Genomic DNA, 16,291 nt, shown 5'->3' with positions numbered 1-16,291 from the left:
GCGATTGAGAAGCATCTAAAAAAACACTTTTGGAAGGCGGCCTAATTCAGAATTAACACTTTTGGTGGTTCTTCCACACGACCCCTAATTGCTGCAAGCATATTGACTTTAAAACGACTGCCAGTTTTCTTTATAACCGGTGTTTGATTCACAAGACCATAGGCTCTACCACGATTGTCGCAGGATTGAAGTCCCATTTCATCAGCCCAGTAAATCCTGGCTCCTTCACGCATCGCTCTTGCTTTGATTGCAGGATAGGTTTCATTGAGCCATTGAGATACTTTATCAGGATCTCGCTGATACGCTTGCTTGATTGGCTTTTGAGATGAAAATCCTAAGCGCTTCAGAAGGTCTCGCAATCCACGACCTGAATATCTTATACTAAATGCTTTTTCAATGTAGATGCAAATCGCTTTACTGTTCCACAGGGTGTAATCAAGACCAAGCTCATCAGGAGTTTGGGTGAGCAACGTTTTAAATAATTCTTTAATTTGTACTTCAGATAAAAAGCACCGTTCAGACTCCTTTACACCACGCTTTTTATAATAAAAACTTGACTCCCCATTCAGTTTAAACTCCCGTACATACTTACTCACTGAGGTCAGACTAAAACCGAATAGCTTGGCTGCTTTTGTTTTTTTTTATGCCTTGCTCAACTACTGCATAGACCACTTTTTTACGTAACTCTAATAATACTTCTAATGATAATTCCCTGTTACTCATCTCAGATAAATTGAATAATTCAAAGGCACATAGAATATCACATAAAATCAATAACTTTTAGACGCCAGGGTAATATCACCAGTAGAACGTACTAATACTCCTTATAAAGTGGATGATGAGGCACTGAAAAAGTATATTGAAACACATCCTGATGCCCATTTAAAGGAACTGTCTAGTCATTTTGGTGTTACTCCTTCAGGGATATGGAGAGCATTGAAACGTCTGAAAATAACACGAAAAAAAAGACTAGGCTCTATGCGGAGCGAGATGAGCAAAAAAGAAAAAATTATTTAGCTCAATTGGCACATCATCTTCCTGAAAAGTTGGTTTACATTGATGAATCAGGAATAGATACGTTTATAACAAGAGATGGCCGTGTTGCAAATAATTTCAAAAGTTCAAAGCATTAAATTTCAGACTCAAATTAGCTGTATAAACCAAATAGTTCATTGATAAAAGACACTTCATTGCGATTCCCATACATCCAGATATCAAATTGCCCTTTCTTAAACATGCGCATAATTTCAAAACCCTTGATGGTGGCATAAGCGGTTTTCATGGAGTAAAAACCTCGAACGGGATTGATTAATCGTTTGAGTTTACCATGGTCTGCTTCCAACCGATTATTACGGTATTTTATTTGCAAATGGCTGACATGTGGTGACAAATTGCCTTCCTGTTTTAGCTCTTTAATCGCCTGATTATAGGCTGGATTTTTATCGGTATTGATGACACTGACATCACAGGTTGGATTGCTTTTAATCAGTTTTTTAAGGAACCGTTTGGCAGCAATGGCATTGCGACGATGAGAAAGGTAAAAATCAATTGTATTCCCGCGTTCATCAATGGCGCGATATAAATATTTCCACTCTCCTTTCACTTTGATGTACGTCTCATCGAGGTGCCAGCGGCTTGCATAACGCTTTTTATACCAGTCAAGACGTTTTTTCAGCTCAGAAATGCTGAACCCAGCGATAAACCGTTGTATGATCGATAGTTAGACCCCGTTCGGCCATCATTTCTTCCAAATCACGGTAGCTGATGCCGTATTTACAATACCAACGCACACATTGCATAATCACTTCACCGTGAAAATGACGCCATTTAAAGTCCTTGGGTTGATATTTGTCCATGAACAGCCCCAACATTTGGATTTACTTATTATAGTCAATGTCTGTTTTTGCAACACGACCATATTTTCTCCCAAGATGGGCCACAGCCTTTCGGTGCATCTTGCGATGCTTACCTATTATGCCTTTACAGGTACTAAAGTATTAGCAGACTCGAATCCATTCAAGCTTGATTGTAATCCATTCACTGCTTTCATACTCTTCGTCTGGTTAAAAAAGAAGAAGTGGCCTGTTGTTAATTTGTTAATAATACCAACAATAGCATAGCCCACACCTAAGCCCACGATACAAGCAGCTAAATTACCAAGGATCAGTTTCCATCCTCGATGAACTTCTAAATCAGGAGTTACTCTTTCAATATATTTGCCACAATTGATTTTTAGTTGAGCCAATGCATTTTCCTCGGTGGGCTTATCGACATGCGTCAGGTAAATATCGATTTCTTTTCTAATATTGACAGCAAGTTTTGCAGCCAAAGTGTATTCATGGATATGACCACGCTTCAACAACGATTGGCTTTGCCCTTCAAGATTAATAAGTTGGATGAAAACAGGAGCTAAGCCAATAAGAACTTGCTTCATCGCTGGGGTTAGGTTGTTAGATTTCTCAATCTGAAGTTCCTGCATTCGTATTTCTAATCTCGCAATATGTTCTTGATGCTGCTTGTCTTTTAAGCGTAAGGATTGATTTTCTTCGTTTAATGCAACATTATTTTGTTGGGTTTTACCTAAAGTCGCTTTAACCTCCTCGAATTGCTGTTTTGCTGAGATTAGATTTCGTTCTTTAATTTGCACGTCATCTAATAAATGTTTTCGTTCCTCGCCAGACAACTTCTCAGAATTAGTCAATTTCATCTTTAACTGGGTCAGCTCCGACTCCATTGAATGGAGTGCATTCGTTAGCTTTCGAATTTCTGAATGTAAGAGTTGATTCTCAGTTTGTAATTGTTCCACTGTGCCTTTAAGGCGAGCTGATAATTCTTCGGCATTTACTATTTTTTCTTGTTGTGCTCGTAGTTGTTCGTAAAGCATCTCCCGCTCTTTTTGCGGTACTTTGCTCTTCTCTTTAATTTGTAAAACCAAGTTTTTATTTTCTTGTCTTAATCTGACCAGATCTTCTTTTAATTTTAAAACTTGATTTTGACTTGCTTCATAAAGACTACTCTGCTGAGATTTGTAATGCTCCATTTTGGTAAGCAATTGCATTTCAAGTGTCTTATGACGTTGTTGTTCTAGATTTAATTGGCTTTTTAATCCGGATACAATCTCTTGGTGCTCTTTATCTGTTTCTTGAATTTGACAAGTTAACTCGAGAATTTTCTGTGATGATACAGACTTCTGATCATCGAAAGACTTCAAGTCTAATTCATGCTTAGTTTTCGCTTGAAGCAAATTGTTTTCCACTTCAACCACTTGTAATACTAATTGTAAAGCCTCTTGGGTTTTACTTTCCAATTGTCGTTCTAAATGCACTACCTTTTCAATGAGTTTTTGAGTAGTTGACGTGAATGAACGAGCTTCAACAAAGAGTCTCTCATTCTCCTGACAAACAATTTCCATCTTCTCTTGAAGTTGATTTAGGCTTTCTTGAGTAGCATTAGTTTTTTCAACTTGCAAAGTAAGATTCTTTTGAAGAAGCTCTTTTTCTGCAGAGGACTCCCATTTCAAATCCTCAAACGCTAAGGCAGTTTGCTTTTGCACAAAAGCAATTCTTTCCAGTTCGCTATTTAGTAAAGTAATCTGTTGTTGCTGTTGCTTGATTTTATTAGTTTGTGTTTCTAATAAGTGTTTTGATTCATTATCTTTTTGTTCCAATGCACTAATTTGCTTTCTAAGATCTTTTTCTACTCTGTCGTGATGTTTGGCTTCCGTGCTAATTTGTGAGCGTAACTCGTCTATCTTTTTCTGGCTTTCTAAACCTTGCGAGTCAATGGTTTTGAGATGATGGGCAATAGTAGAGGATGCCTTTTGTTGTTCTTCTTTTAATTGCTGTTCTAATAGTGATAATTCGTTTTTAATTTGGAAAAGGTCTTTTTTGGTACGTTCCAATTCAGTATTTTTTAAGTTTGCTTCTCGAACTTGAGTTTCAAAACGTAGTTGTAGCGCACTTAATTCTTGTTCTTGCTTTTGAATAATACATCGATAATCATCAATAATCTTTATTGCTTTTGATAAGGAGCTTTCCGAAACGAGTCGAGGCGTATCTTTTAGAAACTGCTCAAACTTTTGAATCTCATCCTGATACAATGCTAAATTTTTTAAAGACAAGGGGGAGAGTTTTAACCAACTGCTCTCTAAGCTGTTTTGCTTGATAATACTATCATTTAGATTAGAATTCTCTAGTTCATATTTATCTATACTGGTAGATTGAGCATCCGGGACCAATCTAAGTTTTATTTTATTCACATTTTGAGACAGTTCTTCTAAATTACTTAGAAATATTCCTACTCCATTTTCTTGAGAGATATGTTCTGAAGAAAAATATTCTCGCAAAAACATTGCCTTTTCTTGCAGACCGGTAATGGCATCAAGCAACTCGCTACAACGCTGTTCAATCAAAATATTGATATACGTCTCTTTTAATGTAGGATCAAGTTGTTGCTGTAAGGTGAACAAACCTTGGATACGCTGAACCGCCTTAGTGTAATTTTCAGGAAGATTATCAAGAGCACATATCGTTTCGATCTGCTGCTGGAATTGTCTATAATGCTCAGGATGACCTTCTTGTAGTCCTTGTATGCTAATTAATAATTCGGTTTGGAGCGCTTTCATTTTTTCTTTTACAGCGGTTCGTTGTTCCTCAGGGACTTGTTCGAGTAGTATGGCAATGCCTTTGAAATAGGCTTTAAAATCGATGGCAATATAGCTTTGAATCTTTTGGGGTATTTCAATGGCTGTTTTCGGTGGTGTCAGTAATTGATTGACTACCAAATCCTCACGATGAGTTTCTAGATTGGTATCTAAAGCACCAAGAAACTGTTTGATTTCGCTCCAATTTTCATCAGTTAAGGTTACTTGCATAGCACCGTATTTATCAGGAGGCATGGTACCTGTTTCAGCAAGTAGTTTTGCTTGATAGATCGGATCACTAAAGTATAAAGAACCTGCAGCAGTGTAAGTATCCGAGGCTCCTGTCAATGAGTGTCCTTGCCCAAATTGATCACTATCTTGTTGCACACCATGCGCGGAACTTTTATGTCCCCAAATAGCATCCAAAAGCGATGCAGCAGGGGCACTTTGCTCTAGCCCCAGCATAAGCAAGGAATCTGGAGCATAATGGTGGAAATAGATATGCCCACTAAAACCATTATCTGAAATAGTATTACCAATAGAATTAACTTGACCTTCGCCACCCATTGCAATATTGACACCAAAGTCATAAGGAGTTTTCACAAACGAGGGTAATTGGCCGGTTACACCGAGCATAAATCCCTTTAATTCAGTAATTTTAGCCCCTTCTCTAATCACAGCATGGGTTGCTGAGCGAGCAAATACGCCTTTTTGACCTGCTTGAGGGAAGAATGCCAAAAATTCTTTTAAGTGTTCGGGATTTAAATTTTTGTAGTCAATAACGATACGGCTTGCATGAGATACATAATCAATTACAGAAAGCGTATTAGGTGGGGCACTTAAATCAGGAGAAGCCAAAGTAGATTTTGTTTTAAAATCGCCTTGTGCAATCGAAGCCACCATAAGTTTAGCAATCTGAGTAGCTGCATTATCCTTTACATTATGTTTAAACGTGTTCAACCATTGTGTTGCTACAGCAGTTTGATCTTCTTGAATTGTACGTTCAATAATATTAATTTTTGTACGGCTTGCAGATGATAATTCTATTTTTTGTGTGGACATAGGAATGCTCTTTTTGATTACTGTGATCTAAAAACAATCATTTTGCGAGCATCCTAACATTTAGGTGCATCCATTACACTAAAAATAAATTATCTGAATTGAAAAAAATTAGGTAGCGCCAACGAGGGAAGTTCAATATGCCAGCTTAGTGTTAATTGGTTAAAAGATTGGAATGATCCTCAAAATGCTGTAACTTTAGCCAATCATGCATGTAAATAGCATAACAGGGTCTAACTTGAATGGCACTTACTTAAGGCGTAAAACTATTAACTCTATTTAAAAATTAAAGAAGTAACGCGTGCCGTCGGGAAATCATCAATCAGTTCTTCTCGAATAAGTGCTTTTGCTTGTTCACTCTCAAAAACCTCCTTGAGATCCATAATTTTGGGATAAATTAAGCCAAGAAGAAACAATTGAATTAAAGCACTACATGAATAATCTAGCAGCTATTGAACATTACTTTTCCACAAAGGCTTTATCCGAACAAAAAGATTTTAGGATCCGATTGCCCGGCAGATTTATTGATGCTATTGATGAATTAAGCAAATTATGCTTTGACGAGCACATCGACTTGAATGTTTATGACGCCATGATAAGTGCCGCTATTGGGCAACTTAAAATAAAGACAGCAAGCCCTTACTCTTCTAAATCAACTGGGACTTTCCGAAAATGTAAAAGCGGATGTTTCCTTGAAAATACAAGCAGTATTCTCTGAGTTATTATCCATTCACAATAAATCAGAAAAACTTCACCAAAAAGCTAGGGCGTGTTTTTAAAGTTTCAGCCACAATATAATACTTATTAGCGTTAGTGCTCCTAAAAACATGGCCGCTGTTTTATCATAACGTGTAGCAATTCTCCTAAAGTTTTTGACTCGATTAAAAAAACGCTCAACGTAATTACGCTCTTTGTATATATGTGTATCATGTTCTATCGGTATGATGCGATTCTTTTTAGATGGGATGACTGCTGTAGTTCCTCTATTTTTTAACTCTTCGCGGAATTCGTTACTATCATAGGCCTTATCGGCTAATAAATACTCTGATAGTTCATTACCCAGCAATTCTTTTGCTGTTTTAATCTCGCTGTCTTGTCCAGGTGTTAAAATAAAACTCAAAGGTAATCCAAAAGAATCAACCTTTACATGGATTTTTGAGCTAAACCCCCCTTTGCTGCGGCCTAGCGCTTGTTTCTCTTGACCGCCTTGGGCGCCAGCCGCATGTTGATGTGCTCGAATAACACTACCATCCATCATGTGCCATTCGTGATCGCCATCTTTTTTTTAAAATTTCAAGTATTCCATTGAAATGTCCATTTTTAACCCAACGATTATAACGACCATAAACGCTTTGCCATTTTCCATAATCAGGGGGTAAATCTCTCCAGGGCGCCCCAGTTCTGATGATCCAGCAAACTGCTTCGATAAATAACCGATCATTTTCTCCATGACGGCCTTTGGGGGCTGGCAATAATTGTTCTAGTTTGCTCCACATCACATCATCAATGACAAATCGTGACATCCAGTTACTCCGTTTTTACTATGGAGCCTTTTTAGCAAATTTTTAACCGTTTGAAAACTTTAAAAACACGCCCTAATACTTTACAAAAAATTTTGACTCAATTAGCACAAGAAATTGGCGTTAAGATTCAGACGGAAGAAGAAGTCAAAGCAGAAACTATCAAAGAAAAATTAACGAATGAATACCCTAATGTGCGTCTAATTATTGGTGCAGATGGCACGCATAGCGTAGTCAGTCGCTCGTTATTTTCTGAAAAAAATCAGCTAAAGCATGAGTTTGATTATGTTCTGCAGCTTCGTTTTGACATTGATGGTGATGAAAAAGCATCTGGAATCCAAATTCAAGACTTTTATCAGCAAATGGCTCGAAAAGGGCTGATTGCTAATGAGTATGTAGGTCATTATGAAAATGGAAAAACGCCTGTAACCATGCAGATGATGATTTCAAAGGAAGATTTTCTTGCACTGCAAAAAGCAACTTCCAAAAATCCTATAAAGCCTTTTTCAACATCAGCACCTATACAACCAGGGATTCCAACGCTACCTCCTCATCTTCAGTCATTTATTACATCCTATCTTCAATATAAAGTTCAAGATACTTCAAATATGGGACAAAGAATTGATAACGAATCAATACGTATTAGTGTGAATGAAGCTCCTGCCACACATGCGAAACAGATTGTTAATAGTCATGGCAAAACTCGTGTTATTTTAGAAGGTGATTCAGCTCTTGGCTTATCCTATTTTAAAGGCTTAAATGCAGGTTTGCAGGCAAGTGCTCGATTTTTAACGACAATGACTTTGTCGATCAAAGATTCATTTCGCAATGTTGATATAATGGATGAGTTACTTCATAAATACCAAACGTGGTTTTTAAAAGATTTTGCGCCTAAAAAAGTTAAAGAAGTAGGTAATTACAGCTTTTGGCGAGTAAGAAGCTTCATGAAAGCGATGCGTGCAGTACGATTTATAAAGACTGCATCAGTAGCTGATTATGATGATGATTTAGAACCTGCAATTAAAGATTATTTTAAACATTTCACTCACGATCCTCTAGCAAGGGCAGTGAATCCTAAATGGAATCCCTTTCCTCATCGTGAATATCCCCTTGTTAAGTTTGGTCAATTGAGTTTCACACCTCTAAAACATACTGCAAAAAAAATAGGTAAATTGTTTGTTGATTATTTCAAACCTTATAAAAGTGTCCATCAAATTGGTCAAGACTTTAAACAACCTTTGGTTGCAATAGGTAGTTTTTTTACTGGGTTGATTAAAACTGGAATTGGTATTTGCACTCTCAATGCGTGGTCGTTAATCGATGGACTGTTTAACATGGTAAGAGGTGCTATCGAACTAATTACTACGCCGTTGACTTGGATTATAAAACCAGTTACTCGGGGTCTTGCAACCTTAATTCATGGTGGCTTCAAAAAAATCGAAGAAAATGAAGGCGTGCGCTATTTAGCTCAATATGGGCAAACGTATTTGGGTCAGAAAAAGGATAGTGATTTGACATCAGAGAAAACAATTCATGAGTTACTCGCGGTATGTAATGATATTCATAGAAAATTTGATAAGTCAGTTTCACGTGGTCAAAAGACTGATTTAGAAATAGAGGAGTACGGACGATATGCTGCAATTCGCTCAAATAATGTTTTAAATAGACAAAAATTAGCACGCTACTTTTCTCTATTTACTCTTTCAACCAAAGACAAAAGAGATGCAAGTAGTCAAGAAAGTATAAGAGTAACCAATTCTTCTGTTTTTTAGGAAAAATTAAATCCATCAATTGAAGTGAAAGTGATTTAATTAAGTATGGCTCTGTGAGCTGATGTGTATTTTCAGTTCACAGCAGCGTTTTTAAATTTATTATAGATTGGCTTGTAATCGTGTGATTTCAGTAATTGCACTCCAATCTTTATGTTCCATATGATGTGCTAAAGCAATAATAAACTTATCTTTGATGATATTTGCAATTTCAGGAGCAACTCCTACATTAGCAAAAGCTTGTTGAAACAAATTCAAGTCTTTAAATCCTCCTTTTATATCAAAATTTACGTCATCAAAATCTCGCTGATTAATTTTATCAACATAAAGTTGGAAGGCTGGATGGGCAAATACAGCATGAAATAGGGTATTCAGAATGGAAGGATTCACCTGGCTTTTTTCAGCAAAGGTATAGAGTTCGCCCATGGTTTCTATGGTAGTGACCAGGAAATAATTCATGCATATTTTGATAACATTGGCTTGAAAAGGTTGGGTACCTACGGGAATGACTTTTATTGAGTATGATGCAAATATGGGTTTGCATTGCTCAATTACATCATCTGAACCAGCAACAATTGTTGTGAGTTCACCTCGTGCAGCCGCTTTAGGAACTCCTAATACATTAGCTGCAATGTAGGTGCTTCCGTGTTGTTGATGAAGATCAAACAATTTTTTTGAAGTTTCTGGCAATATGGTTGAGGTTCCCACATGTATGGCATGGGATGATAGATAATGAACAAAGTTTTGAGTAGTCTCTAAAACAGCATGATCATCAAGAAGACATGTGATAATTATTTTAGCTTCTTTTACAGCATCTTCTAAAGTTTCCGCTCCTCTGGCACCCGCTTCAATTAAAGGGAGCATTTTTTCTTTTGTACGATTAAATACAATTAAATCAAAATTGGCTGCTAATAAGCGTTCAGCTAAAACGGAACCCATTTTACCAAGTCCTATTAAAGTAATTTTCATAAATTGCTCCTTATTTATTCATTTGGCAGGAGGAATAATTTCATTGATTTATTCTCTTTAAAGAATACTATAAAGGATATTGCCCATTATCAATTGTAAAGGTAAAAATAATGCTTGAATCATGGAAACACAAATTGGACGATATTATTATTCCACCATTTTTATATGGTACTGCTTGGAAAGAAGAGAGGACTCAAGAGCTTACATACCAAGCATTACAAAATGGATTTACTGGCATTGATACTGCAAATCAACGCAAACATTATTTTGAAGAAGGCGTCGGGCTTGGAATCCAACAATTTTTAAAAACTAGTGGGAAAAAGCGTACTTCTCTCTTTTTACAAACAAAATTTACCCCAGTATCAAGTCAAGATCATCGTAAGCCATATGATGAAGGGGATTCCTATAAAACTCAAGTGACCCAATCAGTTGTAAGCTCGTTAAAACATTTGCAGACTGATTATATTGATTCCTACATTCTCCATGGCCTATCTTATTATTCAGAGCTAGTTCAAGATGATTTAGAGATTTGGCGCGCAATGGAGGGTTTATTCCATGAAGGAACAGTCAGGTTATTAGGTATTTCGAATGTTAATTTGGCCCAACTTGAAGCGCTTTATAAGCATGCTACTGTTAAACCGTCATTTGTACAAAATCGATGCTTTGCCAATACTCAATGGGATTTACCCATTCGTTTGTTTTGTGAAAAACATGGGATAATTTATCAGGCATTTTCCTTGCTTACTGCAAATCAATCCTATTTGCTCACTGATAGATTACAAAAGCTTGCTCAACAATATCATAAAACAGTAGCGCAAATTATTTTTCGTTTTGCTCTGCAACTAGGAATATTACCACTCACTGGTACAAGTTCTCAGTATCACATGCAAGAAGATTTGAGTATAGATTCATTTGAGCTTTCTCCTGATTCGTTGAAAGCCATTGAAGAAATTAGCAAAGAAGAATAAACGACTTGTTAAAAATAAATATTTTATGTTTTACAGATTGAGTACCAGATAACTCAATCTGTATTAATAAAATTACTTTTTGAATATAACCGGTTATGTTTACGCAATTGAACGAATAACACCACCATCGACGCGAACGGAAGCGCCATTAGTTGCAGAAGATAACGGACTACATAGGAAGGCAACCATATTGGCGATTTCTTCGGGTGATGTAAATCGTTTGAGTAATGAAGAGGGTCTGACTGTTTTGAAAAACTCGTCCTCAATTTCTCGAGGTGATTTATTTTGCTCTTTTCCAATACTTGTGACAAATTGACTAACACCTTCACTACTCGTCGGACCAGGGAGTACAGAGTTTACAGTAACATTAGTGCCTGCTGTTATTTCTGCCATTCCACGTGCAATGGCAATCTGAGCTGTTTTACTCATGCCATAATGCACCATTTCCGCAGGAATTTGTAGACCAGATTCACTTGAAATAAAAATAATCCTTCCCCAATTTTTTTGGAGCATGGAGACAAGATAATGGCGGCTTAAACGTACCCCACTCATTACATTGACATCAAATATGTGTAACCACTCTTCATCAGTAATATCAACAAAAGGTTTTGTATTATAAATACCCACGTTATTAACCAGTATGTCTACTGTAGGTATTTGCTGAATTAACGCATCCACTTCTTTTTTCTGACTCAGATCAGCCGGTGATGCAATTAATTTTGCATCAGGATGAGTTGTAAGAATTTTCTGAATTGCTTGTGTTACGCGCTCTTTCGAACGACCATTAATAACCACAGTAGCACCTTCATGAGCTAATGTTTGTGCAATGGCTAAGCCGATTCCAGCAGTAGATCCAGTTACCAATACAGTTTTATCTTTAAGTTTTAAGTCCATGTCTTTCGTCCTTGGAATAGAGTTAGAATAAATTTGATTTTGGAAAGTTACAATTAAAATAGATTAACATTATTTTTATAATTACTTAAAGATGCAGATTTTGGTTATTTTTATAGGTGTTGATATTTTTCTAAGTTTTTCTTTAACGTGGTCCTATTAGCGCATGCATCAGTATGAGATGCTTTTTGCGAATCTTGTGTTCATGTAAGAGATACCAAATATAAATTTGGGGCGAATAGTTACTGTATTTCGAGTTCTAAATAGTTTCTATTGGTTTAAAAGGATAAAAAAAAGTAGCTTCATGTTTATTATAAAACATATTGGTAATATAGGAGTTAGGTATCATTTGAAACTGTTGGATTGTAGATAGATCTATTTTTCCTTGTAATTTTATAGTAAAAATCATTTGTTTTGCCTTTTCTGACTCTATCCATTTCATGATGAGTGTATAAGCGCGATCAGGGTAACAAGCCACGTCTGACAAGACCCAATCATAATTTTGATCTAATTGCATTGGATCTATGGCAAAAGCACTTTGTTGTAAATAGTTGATATGTGGCCGCTGTGTAATTTTAGGAGCAAGAGGCGCTTTATCTACAGCAGTCACATAGCCCCCTAATGATTGCATGACATATGTCCATCCCCCAGGTGAAGCCCCTAAATCTAAAACTTCATCCCCTGGTTTTGGATATTTTCCTAACAAAGTGAGAGCCTCCCATAATTTTAAGTAAGCACGGTTAGGCGGATTAATTTTATCCTCAATAAAATAGCACTTTCCTTGAGGCCACTTTTTAAGTCTTTTTGCACTATATATCAATGTATTTTTATCTAATAAACTAAAGGCACCTATAGATGGTATTGTTTCTTCAATAGGAAAATGACGAGCAAGGGCAGGGGATTGGCGTAGTTGTTCTTCAATGAGTCGCGATCGTCGTATATGGGAAATAGGATGCAAGTACCAAAATTTTCCCGTTTGGCGAAGGATTTTTGCTGCCTCTGAAATGGACTGAAATGTTGCAGTTTTTGGTTCTAACCAAATATCTTGCGCAAAGCAAACATCAGTTTTTTTTTGAACTGAAAAAACCAAATTGTCACAAGTAAATAAAACATTATTTAATTCTTCACAAAGTACAGAAAGAAACTCGGGCTTAGTTACATAAATTGCATCAAAATTTTTATCCATGAAGAAACCTTATTGGATTAAAAAATTGAGCTATCATATCATTGTGACATTTTATTAAAAGAAGGCATTAATTAACTCATGCTAATTAATAAAGTGAGCGCTTTATATTTTCCAATCTAAGTTGCTCGTTTGTTTTTGATTTATATTTCCAAAATCCCAGATGACTTTCAAATTCAGCCAACTAACCTCATGAAAATAATAAATTATTTAAAAATTCATATGAGAAATCAAAATATTTAATTGGATGGTATTTGTTCAATTAGATTAATATGGCCCATGGATTAAGTTTTGATGATCTTATTTTAAGAATTTCAATTAAGGGCAATAGTTTTAAGACTATGGAGTGATGAAAAAAACTTAAAGTCTTTTTCATCACTAAAATATAGATTACTTAACATAGACAGTACTTGCTGCGGGACCATCATTACTCATTGCCTCAATAAATGATACTCGAAAACCTATTTCTAATTTCTCGAAATCATAATCAATTACACTTTTGCTCGTAAAACGAAGCCTTCTGCCATCAACGGTTTCGATAAAGCCATAATCAGCTACAGGAGCAATTTCACGAATACGCCCCTCAGGTGGAGATTCATGATGTTTCACTTCTCCTCGTTGCTTATGAACATATTTTTTTAGTTGGCGTGTCATAGCAAGAAATGCATCTCTTATTGCAACATAGACATCTTCATGGGCATGATTTTCAGGTAGGTCGCGGTTGGCTACTAATTCTGCACCTGGCACAATAAGATCAACACGAATATGATAGATTTTTCCTTTATTATGATGACGATGTGTTTCAATACTTACTTTGCAACTCAAAATACGGTCAAAGTATTTTCCTAGTTTTTGGGCATGTTTATATGCACTACTCTCAATGGCTAGAGAGTGCTTCAAATTATTAAATACTATTTGTATAGGAAAATGTACTGAATTGTTCATTTATATAACTCCTTATCTCACATACAATCATATTGTATGGGGTTGTTAAAGCTAGGTTCTTTGTTTGGCCTCTTTTTGTTGTTGAAGCTTAATGACATCAACTACTTTAGCCATATTTTCAGTTAGAATTTCAATAAAATCATCTAGAGTAATAATTCCTATGAGTGTTTTGTCATTATCAACGACAGGGAGACGACGTATTCTTTTGGAATGCATTAATTCTAAAGCATCTAATAAGTTGTCATTTTCAAAGATACTGCTAAAAGGTTCAGTGACGATATCTTTAATGAGTAGGGATTCGGGTGCTATTCCAGCTGCCATGACTTCAATAACTAAGTCACGATCAGTGACAATACCAATAGGAATTTTTTTATTTTTTTGTTCATCAAGCAAAACTAAATCACCGACGTGGTGATGGCGCATGAGTTCTGCAGCATTCTTTACTGATTCATTACAATTGATGACTACTACATCCCTGTTACAGTACTCTCCAACTATCATAAGATCTCCCCAAAATAATCGTTGTTCTAGTTTTGAGTAATACGCGCATTTATTGGGCTGCGAGTGTTTCTAATTTTAAACCGCAATTGATTGCGGGGAATGGTAAAGAAATAGTTTCATTACTGTTTTAAGTATAGTATATAAAACCATAATAGGCAGAATAATCCCATCAAAGCTCATTATCCTCATGATTTGTTAATAGAAATTTCCTGAAAATCAACTATATTTATAAAAATAATACTTTGTTTAAATAAAGTAGAGAGCGCTCTTAAACTTTGAGAAGAAGGAATGATAAAATGTTAACAGGAGTTTTTATTTTTTTAATGATCGCTATTGGTTCGGGATATTTGGGATATAAAGGAACCGATCCAACAGTGATACGTTATGCAAAAATGGTCTTTTATATTTCTTCAATTGTTTTTTTGATATTACTTATTACCTACTTCTTTTATCCAGAAGCACCACCTCCTCCGGCTGTGCTTAAAAATCCGCTTGTGTAATCTAAAGTCTTAGGCAGAGAAGCAGGACTGTTGACAAGTACCCAACGTCTTTCATGCATAAGCACAGAACATACGGGAGCAGAGTAAATTACTAATACCCCCTCTAGAGGCTGATTATTACTTAACTATACCCTAGGTGGATATTGAGTTGATTTTAGGTTCATTTTTGCAAAATTTAAAATGAACTAATAGTTGATTCATCAAGAAAAATAATGTTCCTAATCCCAATGAAAAAAATAGATTTTTCTTGAGTAAAATTAAAATAAAAATGATGAGTGTCGCTCGTGAAAATTCTATTGTAAGGATTTTTTTGCCATTGGCTAGTGCTCCAAGTGCATAAAGGGTGGATAAGATTAATATTCCAATTAACCATGGGATTGTTGCATGTGGATTAAAAACAAAAGATAAATATCCATATAAAATAATCGCAAATGAAATATTTATAAGCATGTATAATCGAGGTGATTGATTGCTTTTCTGAAAAGCAATTTTTTTTGGAATTGTGGAGGATTGTTGTTTTAAACGATGAAGAATCCACTCGGGAGGCATAAAAAGAGCGCGAACGACATCCAACTTATTTTTTAAACCCTTACCATAATATAAAACATCTTTGATGACTTTGACATTGGCATAAAAAGGATTCCATGAGTCTAACGGTTCAGTAACACCATATTCAGCAGGAGTATTTTCAGGCTCGAAGGTTCCAAACAACTTATCCCAAATAATCAAGCTTCCCGCATAATTTTTATCTATATATTGTGGGTTTTTGCCATGATGTACTCGGTGGTGAGAGGGTGTATTAAATATTTTTTCAAACCATCCCATTTTTTTTATAGATTGAGTATGAATCCAAAATTGATAAATAGTATTTAAGGAAGACACCGTAACAAACATAGAAGTAGGAAAACCAATTAAGGCCAAAGGTAGATAAAAAACCCAGGATGTTAAGGTTTGGAAATAGCCTTGACGTAAAGCAACAGTTAAATTGTAATATTCGCTTTGGTGATGAACGGAATGACCTATCCAAAAAAAATTACATCGGTGGCTTGTACGATGAAACCAATAATAGCAGAAATCAACGCCCAACCAGAGCATGAACCAGGCGATAAGTGAATGGGAATTAATATGGAAATATGCATGGTGTTCGTATAAATAATAGTAGCTAAAAATAATTAGACCTCTAACAGGTAATGATGCAATTTCTTCCAAAATTCCACTACTTAAATTATTTATAGAATCATTGAATTGGAATTCGTTGCTCTTTCTATAATAAGCGACGAGCACTTCAATGCCTATTAAAATTAAGAAAATAGGTGCAGCAAAAACTGTCAAGTTAATATCCAT

General features: G+C 35.8%; 15 protein-coding genes and 2 pseudogenes. 6 read left to right on the top strand and 11 right to left on the bottom strand.

From position 1 onward, the window contains the following. Positions 1–41: 41 nt before the first annotated feature. Positions 42–626 (bottom strand): annotated as a pseudogene (locus Lsan_RS13200) (IS630 family transposase); the annotation flags it as partial. Between the two features lie 205 nt (positions 627–831). Between Lsan_RS13200 and Lsan_RS23580 the strand changes: the two are divergent. Together Lsan_RS23580 and Lsan_RS22165 are read left to right on the top strand one after the other, a co-directional pair. Further along, entirely contained in the window at positions 832–1,017 is a 186-nt protein-coding gene (locus Lsan_RS23580) for an IS630 transposase-related protein (RefSeq protein ID WP_162265610.1), read from the top strand. Continuing rightward, positions 927–1,133, top strand: coding sequence for a hypothetical protein (locus Lsan_RS22165; protein WP_058514691.1), 207 nt, complete (start codon positions 927–929; stop codon positions 1,131–1,133). The genes Lsan_RS23580 and Lsan_RS22165 overlap by 91 nt, the downstream gene beginning before the upstream one ends. A 14-nt stretch (positions 1,134–1,147) precedes the next feature. Here the strand turns inward: Lsan_RS22165 and Lsan_RS21655 are convergent. Together Lsan_RS21655 and Lsan_RS13180 are read right to left on the bottom strand one after the other, a co-directional pair. Next, positions 1,148–1,856: pseudogene (locus Lsan_RS21655) on the bottom strand (IS6 family transposase). Positions 1,857–1,972: 116 nt separating this feature from the next. Continuing rightward, the gene (locus Lsan_RS13180; RefSeq protein ID WP_058514688.1) at positions 1,973–5,704 is read right to left on the bottom strand and encodes a hypothetical protein; all 3,732 of its coding nucleotides are present in this window, start codon (positions 5,702–5,704) and stop codon (positions 1,973–1,975) included. 430 nt (positions 5,705–6,134) lie between these two features. Between Lsan_RS13180 and Lsan_RS13175 the strand changes: the two genes are divergently transcribed. Next, positions 6,135–6,419, top strand: a complete 285-nt coding sequence (locus Lsan_RS13175; RefSeq protein WP_237762132.1) for a hypothetical protein — start codon at positions 6,135–6,137, stop codon at positions 6,417–6,419. 57 nt (positions 6,420–6,476) lie between these two features. Here the strand turns inward: Lsan_RS13175 and Lsan_RS13170 are convergent, their stop codons facing one another. Together Lsan_RS13170 and Lsan_RS13165 are read right to left on the bottom strand one after the other, a co-directional pair. Further along, positions 6,477–6,959 carry an IS5 family transposase gene (locus Lsan_RS13170; protein WP_058514687.1) on the bottom strand — a complete coding sequence of 161 codons (483 nt, stop codon included), beginning with the start codon at positions 6,957–6,959 and terminating at the stop codon, positions 6,477–6,479. Further along, positions 6,946–7,224: an IS5/IS1182 family transposase gene (locus Lsan_RS13165; RefSeq protein WP_058514686.1), complete on the bottom strand. Its 279-nt coding sequence runs from the start codon at positions 7,222–7,224 to the stop codon at positions 6,946–6,948. The genes Lsan_RS13170 and Lsan_RS13165 overlap by 14 nt, the downstream gene beginning before the upstream one ends. Positions 7,225–7,274: 50 nt before the next feature. Here Lsan_RS13165 and Lsan_RS13160 point away from each other — a divergent pair, with 50 nt between their 5' ends. After that, positions 7,275–8,993: a hypothetical protein gene (locus tag Lsan_RS13160; protein WP_237762131.1), complete on the top strand. Its 1,719-nt coding sequence runs from the start codon at positions 7,275–7,277 to the stop codon at positions 8,991–8,993. A gap of 99 nt (positions 8,994–9,092) precedes the next feature. Here the strand turns inward: Lsan_RS13160 and Lsan_RS13155 are convergent, their stop codons facing one another. Continuing rightward, entirely contained in the window at positions 9,093–9,959 is an 867-nt protein-coding gene (locus tag Lsan_RS13155) for an NAD(P)-dependent oxidoreductase (protein ID WP_058514685.1), read from the bottom strand. 110 nt (positions 9,960–10,069) lie between these two features. Here Lsan_RS13155 and Lsan_RS13150 point away from each other — a divergent pair, with 110 nt between their 5' ends. Further along, entirely contained in the window at positions 10,070–10,927 is an 858-nt protein-coding gene (locus tag Lsan_RS13150) for an aldo/keto reductase family protein (protein WP_058514684.1), read from the top strand. Positions 10,928–11,026: 99 nt separating this feature from the next. Here the strand turns inward: Lsan_RS13150 and Lsan_RS13145 are convergent, their stop codons facing one another. The 4 genes from Lsan_RS13145 to Lsan_RS13130 form a co-directional block, all read right to left on the bottom strand. Next, on the bottom strand, positions 11,027–11,821 hold the full coding sequence (locus Lsan_RS13145; RefSeq protein WP_058514683.1) for an SDR family NAD(P)-dependent oxidoreductase: 795 nt from the start codon (positions 11,819–11,821) through the stop codon (positions 11,027–11,029). A 256-nt stretch (positions 11,822–12,077) separates the two neighbouring features. Continuing rightward, entirely contained in the window at positions 12,078–13,004 is a 927-nt protein-coding gene (locus Lsan_RS13140; RefSeq protein WP_058514682.1) for an SAM-dependent methyltransferase, read from the bottom strand. Between the two features lie 387 nt (positions 13,005–13,391). After that, on the bottom strand, positions 13,392–13,946 hold the full coding sequence (locus Lsan_RS13135) for an HPF/RaiA family ribosome-associated protein (protein WP_058514681.1): 555 nt from the start codon (positions 13,944–13,946) through the stop codon (positions 13,392–13,394). 51 nt (positions 13,947–13,997) lie between these two features. Beyond that, the gene (locus Lsan_RS13130) at positions 13,998–14,447 is read right to left on the bottom strand and encodes a CBS domain-containing protein (protein WP_058514680.1); all 450 of its coding nucleotides are present in this window, start codon (positions 14,445–14,447) and stop codon (positions 13,998–14,000) included. A gap of 296 nt (positions 14,448–14,743) precedes the next feature. On the opposite strand from Lsan_RS13130, the gene Lsan_RS13125 reads away from it, so the two are divergent. After that, a complete protein-coding gene (locus Lsan_RS13125) occupies positions 14,744–14,947 on the top strand; it encodes a DUF1328 family protein (RefSeq protein WP_058514679.1) in 204 nt (67 codons plus the stop codon). Positions 14,948–15,079: 132 nt separating this feature from the next. Here the strand turns inward: Lsan_RS13125 and Lsan_RS13120 are convergent, their stop codons facing one another. Beyond that, positions 15,080–16,291, bottom strand: coding sequence for a sterol desaturase family protein (locus Lsan_RS13120; RefSeq protein ID WP_058514678.1), 1,212 nt, complete (start codon positions 16,289–16,291; stop codon positions 15,080–15,082).

It is taken from the genome of Legionella santicrucis (assembly GCF_001468135.1).
GTDB lineage: Bacteria > Pseudomonadota > Gammaproteobacteria > Legionellales > Legionellaceae > Legionella > Legionella santicrucis.
This window is presented reverse-complemented; position numbering and strand designations above follow the sequence as displayed.

Bases quoted from the DNA above. Each gene is read 5' to 3' on its own strand.
- Lsan_RS13165 (WP_058514686.1), bottom strand. From the start codon at position 7,224: ATGTCACGATTTGTCATTGATGATGTGATGTGGAGCAAACTAGAACAA.
- Lsan_RS13155 (WP_058514685.1), bottom strand. From the start codon at position 9,959: ATGAAAATTACTTTAATAGGACTTGGTAAAATGGGTTCCGTTTTAGCT.
- Lsan_RS13130 (WP_058514680.1), bottom strand. From the start codon at position 14,447: ATGATAGTTGGAGAGTACTGTAACAGGGATGTAGTAGTCATCAATTGT.
- Lsan_RS13140 (WP_058514682.1), bottom strand. From the start codon at position 13,004: ATGGATAAAAATTTTGATGCAATTTATGTAACTAAGCCCGAGTTTCTT.
- Lsan_RS13170 (WP_058514687.1), bottom strand. From the start codon at position 6,959: ATGATGGATGGTAGTGTTATTCGAGCACATCAACATGCGGCTGGCGCC.
- Lsan_RS13145 (WP_058514683.1), bottom strand. From the start codon at position 11,821: ATGGACTTAAAACTTAAAGATAAAACTGTATTGGTAACTGGATCTACT.
- Lsan_RS13150 (WP_058514684.1), top strand. From the start codon at position 10,070: ATGCTTGAATCATGGAAACACAAATTGGACGATATTATTATTCCACCA.
- Lsan_RS22165 (WP_058514691.1), top strand. From the start codon at position 927: ATGGAGAGCATTGAAACGTCTGAAAATAACACGAAAAAAAAGACTAGG.
- Lsan_RS13125 (WP_058514679.1), top strand. From the start codon at position 14,744: ATGTTAACAGGAGTTTTTATTTTTTTAATGATCGCTATTGGTTCGGGA.
- Lsan_RS13175 (WP_237762132.1), top strand. From the start codon at position 6,135: ATGAATAATCTAGCAGCTATTGAACATTACTTTTCCACAAAGGCTTTA.
- Lsan_RS13135 (WP_058514681.1), bottom strand. From the start codon at position 13,946: ATGAACAATTCAGTACATTTTCCTATACAAATAGTATTTAATAATTTG.
- Lsan_RS13120 (WP_058514678.1), bottom strand. From the start codon at position 16,291: ATGGATATTAACTTGACAGTTTTTGCTGCACCTATTTTCTTAATTTTA.
- Lsan_RS13180 (WP_058514688.1), bottom strand. From the start codon at position 5,704: ATGTCCACACAAAAAATAGAATTATCATCTGCAAGCCGTACAAAAATT.